We start from the raw sequence: 13,928 nt of genomic DNA, 5'->3' as shown, positions 1-13,928 counted from the left end.
AACCGGTTCCGGCGGCGACAGAGCGCCGCCCTCCCGTAATATTACGCTTTCATTAATTTCGAAACTGCATGGTCGATGACACGGCGCTCTTCGCGGACGGTTTCGGCGACGGCGGATACGCGGTCTTTGAGCAGTTCCCAGTCTATGCCGAGCGGCGCGCCGAGGTGCGTCTTTTGCATAATCGCTTTCACCGGATCGATATTCGCCAGTTCGCCGAGGTTTTCTTTGACGTGGTGATACGCGTCGCGGAACGGCATCCCCTGCCCGACCAGTTCCAGCGCGCGGTCGGTGGCGAAAACATCCGGCGTGAACCCTGCAAGCAGGGCTTTCTTATTAACCTTGATTGTGTTCACAAACGGGGACAGCACGCGCAAACAGGCGCGGGTCATAGAGATTCCTTCCATGAACGGTTCTTTGGCATCCTGCAGATCGCGGTTGTAACCGCCGGGTGAACCTTTGATCAGGTCGTAAACCGCCAGCTCACACGCTTTCACGCGGGTGGCGCGGGCGCGAACCAGCTCGATCACGTCCGGGTTTTTCTTCTGCGGCATAATGCTGCTTCCGGTCGTCAGTTCGTCCGGCAGTGTGAAGTAGCCGAACTCCGGCATGGTGAACAGCATCAAATCCTGCGCCATGCGCGACAGCGACAGCATCACCTGGCTCATCGCGCCGAGCACGATAGATTCCAGTTTGCCGCGTCCGTTGTTGGCGTAAAGCACCGTGTGCGACGGACGGCTGAAGCCGAGCAAGTCGGCGGTCAGCTCGCGGTCAATCGGAAGCGGTACGCCGTAGCTGGCAGCGGAGCCGAGCGGACACTGGTCGTTCAATTCATAGGCGTTGACCAGCAGAGCGCAGTCGTCGAGCAGACTTTCGGCGTGCGCGGCGGCCCACAGGCCGACGGACGACGGCATGCCCGGCTGCATGTGGGTTCTTCCAACCATTGGAACTTTTTCATTTTTCTTCGCGAAGGCCAGCAGCGCGGAAATCAGCGCGGCAGCTTCGTCCAGCGTGCCGAGAATTTCTTCGCGGGCATAAAGGCGCAGATCGACGGCGACCTGATCGTTGCGGCTGCGGCAGGTATGAACCTTCTTGCCTAGATCGCCCAGCTTTTCGGTCAACGTCCGCTCGACCGCCAGATGAACATCCTGATCGGCGAGGCGGATTTTAAATTTTCCTTCGGCCGCCAGCGCGACAATTGCATTGAGCTCTCTGATTACTTTCTTTTTCTCAGCAGCCGTAATAATAGCAGGCTTCATTTTCGAAAGCATCGTCACATGCGCGGCAGTCCCGATGCAGTCGGCGGCGATCAGGTTGATGTCGAGTTCAACATCTCGCCCCGCCGTAAACGCCAGCACTTCCTCGTTAATCGTTCCAACCGTTGTTTTCTGTGTTTTCATAAATCTGATTCCTTCATTTTTCCCGGCCACTGAAATTAACTCCTGCTCCGAGCCGTCCAACCAACTTGATGGCATCCTTTTCGATTTTCGAGAAGGCAAACCATTTTTTGCCCAGATCCTTGAGCGAGGCGCCAATGTGGTAAACCTCCGTATTATCCAAAATCAAAAAGCGGTCATGTGCCTCCTCAAATGGAACGATCTCAACCGGTCGATATTGCGCATTGTGCTTTTCCAGGTCGAGCTGAAGCTGTTTTGAAATGCGCCGACTGTAAATCCGTGCGGACACCTTTTTGCCGCGCTTGGAAAGCAGGGTCAGCACCGAATCGTCCACATAGTTGTCAATCAGAACAACAGACGACCTCGCCTTGCGGACAAGCTTGGACACGAAGGCGTAGGCATCAAATATTTGTCCGTCAAAAAATATCCCCTGTTTTGGCTCCGGCTCTTGAGCGCTGATGGCGTCCAGAACGGCATCCACTTTTTGCTCTGTCTTGAGTTGTCTGATTTCCAACGACCCGATCCGCTGGAATATTTCCGCATTTGCCATCATGAAGCGGCGCACCTCTACGAATGCGCGAATGATTTTGATACCCATTTCGACCGCAAGAGGCGTGCGTAAAACGCTGGAAAGCATGGCTACACCTTGTTCGGTGAAAACCAGCGGCACAGCACCTCCGAAGTGCTTTTTAGAAGGTATCACAGATTGTGATACCAGCAGGTTGATATCCGCATCCTCAAGCTCAAACATAAAATCCGCCGGGAATCGTTCGATGTTTCGTTTGACGGCCTGTTTGAGTATACGGGTTTCGGTCTCATACAATTCCGCTAGATCGCGATCCAGCATCACCTGAACTCCGCGAATCAGATAAATCTTCCCCGCAATTCCATCTTTTCTGACCAGCTCATTCATCGATGTTTCCCCACGTCATCTATTTGGACGCCCATTCTCTCTATCACTTTCCCAACCATCCTGTCACGCCGTAGCCCCTGCGAAGGCGGATGGATTTTTGACCGCTAAGACGCAAAGAATTTTTCCGAACCTTGGAAACCGAATCCAAAAATTACTAGATTATGGGACGGACCCTTTTAGCCGTCCATCAAAACTGTTTTTTCTCCCTTCCGAACGGCCTCTTCGTTGTCTTGCACTTTTTTGTAGTAGGAAAATAGCACCTCGTCAGCGGTAAGCCGACTCTCGTAGCTCTTATGAATATCCCAGTCTTCTTGTGAGATGTACTTGCGGATGTTGGAAAGTGGAGGCAAGCAGAACTTTCCTCCAATAGACTCTCCGTCTGGATAGCCAAGAGACATTCCGCTGGGAGGATTCCTGATATTAAGAAGGGAAACGAAGTCTGTAACTCTTTCGGCCAGCTCAGGCAGCTCAATAACTTTGCTAATCCAAGCTCCACACAGCTGCAAATACGCACCATTCCCATGTGCAAGTCTCGCCGCGCCTTTATCTTCTTCGCACAGCTCATTTTTTATCAAGGTTAAATAATTTTCCACACAACGGCGGACGCCTTCTTTAAGCCGTTCCTCATTGCGTTTTTCATAAGCACAGATCGCGAGCCCAACAAAGCCAAAATACTCTTGTTCCCAGTCAAAAACAAAGCCCTTCGTGATGTACAGCGCTGGCATGACTTTATTCCACGCGATGAACAGTGCAGCTTCCAAACGATTGCGCGGTTCGTCCTCGCTCGTCCGACGCCGTCTCAAAATTACAGGGCAAGCATCATAGAATGGGTCATGTATCACCTCAAAAGTTTGCGGCAGCTTTTGGAACACAAAAAAGGAGACCTCATAAAGAGCGGCGCTAATGGTTTTTGCATCGGAGCTGCCTTCTCTTGCGGCATGAACGGCTAATTCCGAAATGAGATTAATCACCTCAATCAATCCGTTTGTTGCGTCATTCTGCTCGTAAATGTCAGCGATCTGCCGTTGTACGATGGACATAAAAATATCCTGAAGTGCGAGCCTCCCGTCCAGCGCACATCCCGTAAGACGTTGTGCTAAATTTTGTGCAGGAAGAAACATATCTCGTGCGCTTCCCACCCCGCCATGCTGAGCCGCGCTTTGGATTGTCTTGATAGCCCGCTTGTGTATCGACCCATAGTCGCCTAGATAATCATGGTGACTTCTGAGGTTAGTATTCCAAACTGTGAGCACGTCACAAACGCATTGAACCATGAGTATTTGGTGATATGCATCTCTGTGTAAAACGCACACCATAATAAGCCTTTCGATCGTTGGGAAATACGAGTTCACCACTACCGATGGATCCCCCTTACTATCTGCGTGTATTGCAAAGCAACGCAACTGTTCTAACACGTCTTTTGGCGCAGCACTTCTTTGCAAAGAATGTAGCTGATCAAAGGATTCTTCCAGAAGACCGATCCAGTACATGGCTAAGGTGTGCTCTCTCCGAGTGCGGCGGTTTTCTTCGGTTCCGCCAGGAGGGTCAGGAAGGTATTTGATTCGAAGCACTGTTTGTCCCACACGCCCAATAGTGCAGACGATCTCTTCCGCAAGGTGTTCGTTGGGAGCCCTTGCGGCGGCCCGCATTAGCGCCGAAAACTGATCGTTGCAGTACGAATATGCAGAATCCTCAGATGACAAGTGGTCTGCCCTCTTCAACGAGTAGGTGTCCATCACGAGATATATCGAGTAAAGAGCCGCTCGCAACGACTCGTGCTGCCCGTCCATAATGGTCTTGTTAGCGGCGCTGAATAACAATGTTAATTGCTGTTTACAGAGGGATGCCCCCGCAATCGGCTCAGAGAACACCTTGAACCGTTCCATGCGCCGAAAATCCAGTCCGAGAATCTGCAACAAGCGCCACCATAGCTTGGCACTGTCCGCGCCGGCTGTTATTGGGCGAACTATTGCTTTTCTTAGTTTTCTGGAAAAAAGATGTCCTGCGTAAACAAGAAGTCCATCTGTGTCGACACCCTTTCTTGATACAGAAATTGTGAGAATAAGGGAGGCCACGAGCGATACGTGCAAAAGCCAGAGTGACGTCAAACAAAGGCGGGGACAGCCCCACTGCTGAATTGTCAGGAGGATCGCCACTAATAAAACCGCAGTATATTGAAGCGCCGCAACAGCCCGGTGTTTAACTATTATGGTCGCAAGCTTTGTAGAGTATTTTCCGAGGCTATAGCTGAAGAGAAAATTAAATAATGCGATCTGTCCAGCGAGGAGCCAACCCGCGAAAGTTGTGGTCACTTGTAACTTGTTGAGCATTGACGCGAACGGTGCAGTGTCTGGCAGCACCATGTTTTTAAGCCCCAGCAGGAAGAACGCTAAGAAGACAACGAAAGGCAGCACAACAAACAACAGGCTCAACCAATACCGTGTAGCTAAAAAATCACCGCGCCCAATGCGGGTTCGCCATATCACCACTTGTAACATTCGATATGCCGTCTTGTCCTGTATAGACGCGCTCGTTCTAAGGTATTCGCCTAAAATTAGTACGAGAAGCGCGAGTATTGCCAGCAGGCTGCCCACTATCCAAGAGCCCTCTGGGATTGCCCAAAACACAAGGAAGAGCAAGAGCCCAAACGCCATACAGCTCGCAACAATGGTAATCAGATAATAGGCGGCCCACTTAATCCGATGAAGAAAAAGCTGATTCATTACTGCGCCTTGCGTTTGTCCGAGGTGGCGCTCCATTTCCTCTTGTATCAGGTGCAGCATTCCTAATCCTCCTCAGCAGGCTTGCTCTCCTCTAAAGGAGGCGTTGGAGCTCGGAGCATGTCTCGGAATGCTGAGTAGTAAAAACGGCGTGTCATAGTGACCGTGATTGCGGCGAGGTAAAGAAGCCCCAGCAGAGCTGTCGCTTCAGAAATATGAGATGCCGTGATGCCGATGCGATGAAGAATCATTAATACGAGGCATTGTGCGATTGCCCATATAACAGAGATGATCAGTGCCGTAGCTGTGAGATCAACGCAAACAGGCATCAGAACGGACAGCCAAATGCGCCGCATATATGCGGAGGCAACAACCTGCGTGTCTTGTTTTAGTCGTTTTTTGGCGCTTTTTTCTGTTGGTGACACATCAACGGACATTGCCATAATGAATTCCTTTTATTCCATTAACACCATTCCACTATTCCATTCCCTTTGTCCGATATTTTTCAGCCCACTCGCGGATGATCATTCCGGTTTCGCCATCATTGTCTTCTTCGACCTTTTCGGCAATTTCTGCCACCGCTTGTGGCAGATTTATAACCATTTCTCTTTCAGCAAGATAGATACTTTCTACTCCTTCAACACTCCAGCATTCCAGTATTCCATTATTCCGATCTTTCGGTGCTTTCGAGAATCAGTGTAACCGGGCCGTGGTTGATGAGGCTGACTTCCATTTCGGCCTGGAAGATGCCGGTTTCAACACGCGGGCCGAGTTCGCGGAGCTGTTTGACATATTCTTCGTAGAGCTTCAAGCCTTTCTCCGGCGGGGCGGCGTCAATATAGCTGGGGCGGTTGCCCTTTTTACAGTCGCCGTAGAGAGTGAACTGGCTGACGGCCAGAATCGCGCCGCCGGTATCGAGAACGGAAAGGTTCATTACACCGTTCTCGTCGTCAAAGATGCGCAGGTTGACGGTTTTCCTGGCGAGGAAGGCGGCATCGGCGGCGGTGTCGCCGTGCGAGACGCCGACTAAAACGAGAAGGCCGCTTCCGATGTCGCCGACGGTTTTCCCGTCAACTTTTACGGACGCGGCCTTCACGCGCTGGACGACCAGCCGCATAGGCTTACTCGGTAGCGTGCGATACGCGGAACGTCGGCAGGCGGTTGAGCGCGGCAGCCAGTTCGTAGCGGCGCGGACGGGCCAGGTCGCCGCGCAAGTCGCGGGAAATGGTTCCGAGGCCTTCACTACTGAGGTCGCGGTCGATCATGTCGAGCATTTCGCGCAACGGATAGCCTTCCTGCATGTAGCGCAGTTTGGCGTAATAAAGAAGCAGTCCGAGGGTGAGCGTCTGGCTCTTGTCGGCGATCTGCGGAACGCCGTCGAGTTCGATGACAGAACGGCCGAACTGGATGGCATTGAGGTCGATCGCTTCGATGACGACGTCTTTTCTGCCGACGGCGGCGTCGATACTGCTCGGCATAATCCAGCGCGAGCGGCCCAGCATCGGGCCGAGGTTGACGGCGGGCGCTTCCGGCGGAACGGCCAGATTGAGCGCTTTGGCTTCTTCGGTAATGTTGGTGACCTGGAAGTCTTCAACTTTGAGGATGGTGTCGGCGACGGGAATATATTCAGCGACGAGGTTTTCACCGCCGATGATGATCGAGACACCGAGTTCGTCCACCATCTGGCGGGCGCGCTGTGCCAGTGAGGAGCGCGGCGTGGAACCGAGCAGTCCGGCGACGCGGGCGTCGGTAGTGAGAAACGCGGGCGCGGAGCTGTTTTCGTCAACGATCAGTACGCGGGCGCCAACTTCGAGCGCTTCGATGGTGGCGGCGGCCTGCGAGACAAACGAGTCGGCAGAGCGGGTGCTGTAAGAGGCCGGGTTGCTGGTCTCGGATTCGGCAAGGAACGGCGAGATATTGACTTCCTGCACACTGCGGCCGCGTTCTGCGGCAATCTGAACCGCATCGGAAACGGTGACGACCGTTTCGCGTCCGTCGCCGGGAATATGATTGAATACACCGGCGGCAAGGGCGGACATGAAATCTTTCCGGCCGTTGGCGGCGTCGCCGAGAACAACAGTCAACCCGGCAGGAATGCCAAGGCCGATAATTTTGCCGGCGTTCGGAACATCAATTTCGGTCTGCGCAGCTTCGGAAACTTCGAAGGGCGCAATGCAGTCGTAATCCGGCAGGTCGCTATCCTGTTCACGGGCCAGCAAAGAACCTTCGCCGACGAAGCTGACGAGTCCGAGGGTGGCAAGCGTCTGGCGGATCCGGTCGGCGTCTTCCATGCCGCTGACGAATTCTTCGACTTCGTCGAGATTGAGATTGCAGCAGAAAATACCGTTGCTGACCACTTCAGGAAGGTCTTCGAAAAACACCTTGCGGGCCATTTCTCCGTCAACCAGCCGTTCGCCGGAGGCGTAGACTTTATAGGGCAATGCGATGCGGACGCGGGCGTCGATATATTCTTTGCTGACGAATACTGAAGTGCGCGGCAGAATTTTCTGTCCGGGTTCGGCGATGATGATGTTGCGGCGGGCCCAGCCGCTTTCGTTGAACTGGGCGATGTGTCCGGCGACCGAGCAAAGATGGCGGGTGATGTAATCTTCCAGCGCGGTACGGCGGACGGGCGAGTCGTAAAGGTGGCCCGGCAGTTCGGCAATCGACTGGGGAACGCGGATGTTGAATACCGGGTTTTCGCCGTCGGCGGCGGTTTCAAGCTTGGTGAATTTGATCACATAACGGGCAAAGTCAAAGTCACCAATCAGCCGTTCGTATTCAGCAAAAGGCTTTCCGTCGATTTCGGCGAGCAGGTTATAGAACTCTTTTCTGTCTTTCATAGCGAAGCTTCCCCGTTTTGGTGGTTGACCGTCTCCATCTGCAAAATGAGTCGGGATAGTAGGATTGCCCCCCTGCCGCTGTCAAACCATTCTACCCTGCTATTACTTTACTAATAAAGGCGTTGGGCTATCATCCGCCGCATGAATGAGCTGCAAAATTACCTGAAACAGCAGGCAGATACCATTAACCAAGCGCTTGAAACTTTGCTTCCGCTGGCCGGAGAACGCCCGGTCAGACTTCATGAAGCGATGCGGTACAGCGTTTTTGCCGGCGGCAAGCGGTTGCGCCCCGCACTTTGCATTTCAGCGTGCGAGTCCTGCGGCGGCACGGCGGCACAGTCGATGCGGGCCGCCTGTGCGCTGGAACTGCTTCACACCTATACGCTGATTCACGATGATCTGCCCGCGATGGACAACGATACTTTGCGGCGCGGACATCCGACCTGCCACATCGCTTTTGACGAAGCAACCGCGATTCTGGCGGGCGACGCTCTGCTGACGCTGGCCTTTGAAGTGCTGGCCGGGATTCCGGACATCGGAGGATCCCTCGCTTTGGAGCTGGCGCGGGCGGCAGGCAGTCGCGGTGTAATCGGCGGGCAAATAGAAGATATGGATGCCGAAGGGAAAACGCCGGACGCAAATCTCGTGGAGTACATCCACCGCAACAAAACCGCCGCACTGATCCGCGCCGCCTGCGTTATGGGCGGAATCTGTGCCGGAGCAAATGTCCAGACACTGGAAAAACTGACGTCCTACGGCGAAAACATCGGGCTGGCGTTTCAGCTGGCCGACGATCTGCTGGATGAGAACGCAACGGTCGAAGAATTGGGCAAGGATATCGGCTCCGATAAAGCACGGGGGAAAATGACCTGGCCCGCCGTTCACGGAACAGAAAAAACCGCCGCCGATATGCGATGGTTGGAAACCGAAGCCCTCGCTGCACTGCGAGGATTAAAAAACTCCGCCCGCCTCGAACAGCTGGCTGGATTTGTCGTCCGGCGGAGTTTCTAAAAAATCGGCTTAGCCGGATTTTCCGGTGCCGGTAAAAATTGAGGACAACTATCCGTCGCCTGAACTTCTTTTTTATGCAGCGAGCAGAACTGTATAAACGGGTTCACCACATAATTCGCGCAGTAGCGGCAAATGAGTTTGTTTTCACCTTCGTCAAAAACCGTCACCTTTTTCGAGCGGTCAGCATCGGTGAAAATTTTTGGAGCGGAGGATATCTCCTTGAATGGAACCGCCGTCTCGGAAGCAAATACAAATCCACAGGCGGAGCAGCTCAGCTCCTCGCCGGTTTTTTTGAATCCGTCATAAACCGGCTCGCGCTTCAGGAACGTTTCCGCGCCGCAATGTGTGCAGATAATCTCAACGGTCGGCTTCATTGAGTTGCAACGTCTCCTCGTCTTCGCTCATCGACTGGATCACCCGCGGATAACGTACCGTGAACCGCGTTCCCTCTTTTTCGTTGGAGACAAATGAGACATGCCCGTGCAGATATTTTTCGCTGATCAGCTTGATGCTGTAAGTGCCCAGTCCGCGCCCGCTTCCCTTGGTTGAAAACGATCGCGAAAAAACCTGCAACTGAATTTCGGGCGGCATCACCGCCGCGTCGTGCACCGTAAAGCAGACTGAATCGCCGTCCGCATAAGCTCCCAGGGTAACCGTGCCGCCTTCATCAATCGCTTCCAGCGCATTTTTCACCAGATTAATCATCACCCGCCGCAGCAGCACCGGATCGGATGTAAAATCAAAATGCACAGCCGCTTCGTCCACCACCAGCACTTTGCCGCGAGCGGTGCTGTGCGAATGGAACTGCCGGATAATCCGGTAAAGAAGTTCCAGCGAGTGAAGCTCCTGCGTTGAAACCTTCAACTCGCCAGTTTCGGCCGCCGAAAGCATCCGTTGTGCACTGATCTCTTCGATCAGCTGATCGGACGATTCAGAAATCATACTGGCGATATCTTTGATTTCCATTTCCGAAAGCCCGACCTGAATCAGCAGATCGGCCAATCCCTTCACGCCGCCGGCCGTATTAAGCACATCGTGAAAGAAAATCCGCTCCAGCACCTTGCGCCGTTTTTCGTTACTGATATCAACCACCGAAAAAACTGTAAAAAAATCATCCGCCACGGAGATCGGCCGTGACCAGACCCGTAAATCGAGCGCCGTTTCGTTTACGCCTTCTTCGCCGCAGACCATCCGGCATTCCTGAATATCCAGCGTGCGGAACTTCTGACTGTTCATGATCGAAATGACCGCGCCGCAGGTTTTGCAAAAGGCGGTGGTTCCGCAGCCGCCTTCGGTCAAACGTGCGCGGATACAGCCGACTGCCTCGCCGGGGCGGCGACCGAGAAATTCGCCGTAAAGACAGCTGAACGCTTCGCAATGACTTTTACCGAGCAGTTCGTCAGCGTTTTTCAGACCAAGGAATTCCGCAAAAGCGCGGTTGGCAAAAATGATCTGCCGCTGTTCGTTGAGAACCACCGACATGTTCGGAACGGCATCGAGAAAATCGCGAACAAACGGCAACGCTGCCAGTGTTTCATACTGCCGCCGGATTGCTTCCTTCGAAGCGCGTTCCGCTGGCGCGAATTCCGTTGTCATAGTCATTGGATACCCTCCGGTCGCTTAACTGCAATGACCTTAACATAAGCTTCCAAAGGCTGGAAACTTTAGCGTATGGTTTTTCCGATGATTGAAAAAATTCACTGTTTGGAAAATCCGGAATGGCTCGCGCGGCTTGATAAAACCCGTAACGGCCTTTCAACCACTCTTTACGCGATGTACTCCGGCCTGACCGGAGGCATTACCGTTGACCCGTCACTGATGATGATTCCGGCGGACGACCACCTGCCTCAGCGCGGCGACGGCGTTTTTGAATCGCTCAAATGTCTGAACGGGCAACTCTACAATGCAGAGGCCCATCTCACACGGCTGGAGCTTTCGTGTAAAGGCATCGGCATGGAATTGCCCTGCTCTTACGCGAAACTTCTTGAGATCATCTGCTCGACGATCCGCGCCGGGGGAAAGCGCGATTGTCTGATCCGCGTACTGGTTTCGCGCGGCACCGAAAACATGGGGATTGATCCCGCACTCTGCAAAGGGCCGGTGATCTACGTCGTCGTTTACCGTTACACCGCACGAATTGAAAACGGAAAGCTCAAACCGGCGCGTGTTGCGCTAAGTGCTGTTCCGATTAAGTCGCCGGATTTTGCCACAATCAAGACCTGCAACTATCTGCCGAACGTGCTGATGAAACTTGAAGCGAACCGGCGCGGACTCGATTTCGTTATTTCCATAGACACGAACGGCAATCTTGGCGAAGGCGCCACGGAGAACATCGGCATCCTGACACCGGACAACGAATTGCTGATGCCGACACCCGATTATGTTCTTTCCGGCACCACCGCCCGGCGAGCGCTCGATCTGGCCAAAACACTGGTTGCCAACGGTACACTCAAAACAGCCGAATACCGCGATATTTCTCCGGCACAAGCGGCACGGGCCAAAGAAATTTTTATCTTCGGCACCACCACCGACGTCACACCGGTTATCGAATGGGAAGGCCGGCCCGTCGGCGACGGAAAGGTCGGCCCAATCGCCGAACAACTGCTCGCGCTGTTGAAAAACGATATGACGCCCGAAAGTGAAACGTTAACGGAGGTATTCAAATGAAACAATGGATTGCCTTGCTCCTGCTCGTCCTTCTGGCCGGGTGCGCCACCGCACCGAGAGATACCGTCGTGCAGGTTTCGACGATTGATGCTCTGCTGGCAGGCGCTTATGACGGCCAGGTATCACTCGATGACCTGTTAGACTGCGGCGATCTCGGCATCGGCACCTTCGACGCGCTCGAAGGCGAGATGATTATGCTCGATCACCATGTCTATCAGGCTCGTGCCGACGGAACCGTTCGCCAGATGCCGGAAGATTCCTCTACACCGTTTGCCAGCGTGGTGAACTTTAAGCCGGACATGACGCTGGGACTGACCGACGTTCTCACTAAAGAGACGTTCCAAACCCGTGTGGATGGCTTGGCACCCAACCAGAATCTTTTCCTTGCCGTGCGGTTCGACGGATACTTTACATCCATGAAAGTCCGTTCCGTTCCAAAACAGGAAAAACCCTATCCGCCGCTGGCCGAAGCCGCAGAACACCAGTCGGTGTTTGAGTACACCGGCGTGCACGGCACCGTACTCGGCTTCCGCTGTCCGTCATTTGTGAAAGGCGTCAATGTTCCCGGTTACCACCTCCATTTTATTTCTGACGATAAAACCAAAGGCGGACACATTCTTGACTTCACCACCGTCGGCGGCAATCTGCAACTCGATGCCTGCAACCGCTTCTATATGATACTGCCTGACCAAAACCAGCTGCGCGCGCTCGACCTTTCTAAAGACCGTTCCGCAGAACTCGAGAAAATCGAAAAATGATGATTCCCGATCTCCAGTCCAGTCTGATTTGCGACGACGTCCGTCAGGAACGAAACGGCAAGTTTATGCTGATCGGCCTGTTCGATGCCATCCACGCCGAACGCCTGCCGGTCGCTTTCGCCAAGATGTGCCTCGTCACCCGCTGGTGCAGCGGCGAAGGCGCTTTCACCCAGCGGTCGAGGATCGTTCACCCTGACCAGAAAAAAGTGTTGGCCGAAGGTCAGGATGTGCAGGTGAATCTGCCTTCGCCGGAGGCCGCCGCCACCAGTGTCGAAGTGTTCATGAACGTCACATTTCCCGAAGCCGGCACCTATTGGGTGGAGATCCTGCTCGATGGCGATTTGAAAATACGCTATCCGTTAAGAGTCAATCGGCTTGAACGCTGAGTTGTAAATTTTAAAAATTCAGGCTACCGTCCGGATGGTTTTATTTAAACGGGCATTAATCCTGCGAGTGACCTGATTGCAATATGACAGAGAACCTACAACAGAACAGTGATCAGAAGGGGCCGTTCTCGCCGCTTCAAACCGGCTGTGCTGTTGTAATGCTCACCAACATGCTGATTTATCTCGGCGTCGTGGCTTTCACCTTCAACCTTCTCGACCCCTCCAAGATTGACGCCAGCTATCTGGCAAAACGCGGATTCACCTCCAAGCCTGATCTGGAACGCAAGGAAGACACGACGTTCCGTCAGATTGCCGAAGGGAAGCAGGCGGAGCAGAAGGCCGTGCAGGATGAACTGCTCAACGCATCCAAAGAGGGGTCAAAACAGGAGCCTTCGCCAGCCGTCCGCCTGTCTCAAATTGACCAGCGCAAATTTACGCCAAGCGGTCCGGAGGAGCCGCAAAAGCCGAAAGCCGCACTGACCGCAAGTGCGCACGGCGAAGGCTCGACCATACGCTCGGCCCAAACCCGGCTTTACTCTATAGCAATATTCCCGCAAGCCACCCTGGGACTGGGCTATTCCCCTTACCGTCTAGCCACTCCGCGAATTGTCACACTGGAAAGATATGATACCTTGCCGGTTGAAATGGCTTCCGGCATTTCCTTCCCGTCGTTCAGCCTGCCATCAGCCGATCCGGCAGGAGCTTATCTTTATACACCGCCCAACCCGGTTCCTGAAGCCGCGCGCGGCGGATTAAAGCTCAGCTCGCCGCCCGTCGGAGCCGAGTCGCTTTATACAAACGGCATCCAAAAAGCCGCAAAACCGCCGGTCGCAAAAGATCGGCCATAAGGTGTTGACAGCCCCCGCCTTCTGGCCTACTTTCTCACGTCTTTGACTCAAAAAGGAATTTGATATGGAAGCATACGCAGTGATTGAAACCGGCGGTAAACAGTACCGCGTGGAAAAAGATACCGTGCTGAGCGTCGAACTGCTGGACGCCGCTGAAGCCGGTAAAACCGTTGAATTTGATCAGGTGCTGGCCGTCTCCAACGGCAGCCAGCTCACCATCGGCGCGCCCGTTGTGGCTGGCGCCAAAGTAACCGCCACGGTGGTCGAAAACTACCGCGGAGACAAAGTGGTGGCGTTCAAAAAGAAACGCCGTCAGGGGTACCGCAAAAAAATCGGTCACCGTCAGGGCCTGACGAAGATCAAAATCGAATCCATCCGCGCTTAATTT

The 13,928-nt window shown here is 53.7% G+C and carries 14 protein-coding genes; 6 read left to right on the top strand and 8 right to left on the bottom strand.

Annotated features, from left to right (window positions below; translation table 11 throughout):
* Nucleotides 1-41: 41 nt before the first annotated feature.
* From argH to HOO88_01095, 6 genes are all read right to left on the bottom strand, one after another.
* Entirely contained in the window at nucleotides 42-1,397 is a 1,356-nt protein-coding gene (gene argH / locus HOO88_01120) for an argininosuccinate lyase (protein ID NOU35367.1), read from the bottom strand.
* Between the two features lie 13 nt (nucleotides 1,398-1,410).
* Nucleotides 1,411-2,307: an ORF6N domain-containing protein gene (locus tag HOO88_01115; GenBank protein NOU35366.1), complete on the bottom strand. Its 897-nt coding sequence runs from the start codon at nucleotides 2,305-2,307 to the stop codon at nucleotides 1,411-1,413.
* Between the two features lie 176 nt (nucleotides 2,308-2,483).
* Nucleotides 2,484-5,090 (bottom strand): hypothetical protein, encoded by a 2,607-nt coding sequence (locus tag HOO88_01110; protein ID NOU35365.1) that lies wholly within the window; start codon nucleotides 5,088-5,090, stop codon nucleotides 2,484-2,486.
* Between the two features lie 2 nt (nucleotides 5,091-5,092).
* Complete coding sequence (locus HOO88_01105; GenBank protein ID NOU35364.1) at nucleotides 5,093-5,470, bottom strand: hypothetical protein; 378 nt, start codon at nucleotides 5,468-5,470, stop codon at nucleotides 5,093-5,095.
* A gap of 221 nt (nucleotides 5,471-5,691) precedes the next feature.
* Nucleotides 5,692-6,144, bottom strand: a complete 453-nt coding sequence (locus HOO88_01100) for a D-tyrosyl-tRNA(Tyr) deacylase (GenBank protein ID NOU35363.1) — start codon at nucleotides 6,142-6,144, stop codon at nucleotides 5,692-5,694.
* Between the two features lie 4 nt (nucleotides 6,145-6,148).
* Nucleotides 6,149-7,870 (bottom strand): hypothetical protein, encoded by a 1,722-nt coding sequence (locus HOO88_01095; GenBank protein ID NOU35362.1) that lies wholly within the window; start codon nucleotides 7,868-7,870, stop codon nucleotides 6,149-6,151.
* Nucleotides 7,871-8,011: 141 nt separating this feature from the next.
* On the opposite strand from HOO88_01095, the gene HOO88_01090 reads away from it, so the two are divergent.
* Entirely contained in the window at nucleotides 8,012-8,881 is an 870-nt protein-coding gene (locus HOO88_01090) for a polyprenyl synthetase family protein (protein ID NOU35361.1), read from the top strand.
* Here HOO88_01090 and HOO88_01085 read toward each other — a convergent pair.
* Both HOO88_01085 and HOO88_01080 read right to left on the bottom strand, forming a co-directional pair.
* A complete protein-coding gene (locus HOO88_01085; GenBank protein NOU35360.1) occupies nucleotides 8,878-9,255 on the bottom strand; it encodes a hypothetical protein in 378 nt (125 codons plus the stop codon). The genes HOO88_01090 and HOO88_01085 overlap by 4 nt on opposite strands.
* The gene (locus tag HOO88_01080; GenBank protein ID NOU35359.1) at nucleotides 9,239-10,483 is read right to left on the bottom strand and encodes a PAS domain-containing protein; all 1,245 of its coding nucleotides are present in this window, start codon (nucleotides 10,481-10,483) and stop codon (nucleotides 9,239-9,241) included. Before HOO88_01080 ends, HOO88_01085 begins: the two co-directional genes overlap by 17 nt.
* A gap of 81 nt (nucleotides 10,484-10,564) precedes the next feature.
* Here HOO88_01080 and HOO88_01075 point away from each other — a divergent pair, with 81 nt between their 5' ends.
* The 5 genes from HOO88_01075 (at nucleotide 10,565) to rplU (ending at nucleotide 13,925) form a co-directional block, all read left to right on the top strand.
* Nucleotides 10,565-11,548, top strand: coding sequence for a peptidase (locus tag HOO88_01075; GenBank protein NOU35358.1), 984 nt, complete (start codon nucleotides 10,565-10,567; stop codon nucleotides 11,546-11,548).
* The gene (gene budA / locus HOO88_01070) at nucleotides 11,545-12,306 is read left to right on the top strand and encodes an acetolactate decarboxylase (GenBank protein ID NOU35357.1); all 762 of its coding nucleotides are present in this window, start codon (nucleotides 11,545-11,547) and stop codon (nucleotides 12,304-12,306) included. Before HOO88_01075 ends, budA begins: the two co-directional genes overlap by 4 nt.
* Nucleotides 12,303-12,692, top strand: a complete 390-nt coding sequence (locus tag HOO88_01065; protein ID NOU35356.1) for a hypothetical protein — start codon at nucleotides 12,303-12,305, stop codon at nucleotides 12,690-12,692. The genes budA and HOO88_01065 overlap by 4 nt, the downstream gene beginning before the upstream one ends.
* Nucleotides 12,693-12,775: 83 nt before the next feature.
* Complete coding sequence (locus tag HOO88_01060) at nucleotides 12,776-13,540, top strand: hypothetical protein (GenBank protein ID NOU35355.1); 765 nt, start codon at nucleotides 12,776-12,778, stop codon at nucleotides 13,538-13,540.
* A 64-nt stretch (nucleotides 13,541-13,604) separates the two neighbouring features.
* Nucleotides 13,605-13,925 carry a 50S ribosomal protein L21 gene (gene rplU, locus HOO88_01055; GenBank protein ID NOU35354.1) on the top strand — a complete coding sequence of 107 codons (321 nt, stop codon included), beginning with the start codon at nucleotides 13,605-13,607 and terminating at the stop codon, nucleotides 13,923-13,925.
* Nucleotides 13,926-13,928 lie beyond the last annotated feature (3 nt).

The organism is Kiritimatiellaceae bacterium (assembly GCA_013141415.1).
In the GTDB taxonomy this organism is placed as follows: Bacteria; Verrucomicrobiota; Kiritimatiellia; order Kiritimatiellales; family Tichowtungiaceae; genus Tichowtungia.
This window is presented reverse-complemented; position numbering and strand designations above follow the sequence as displayed.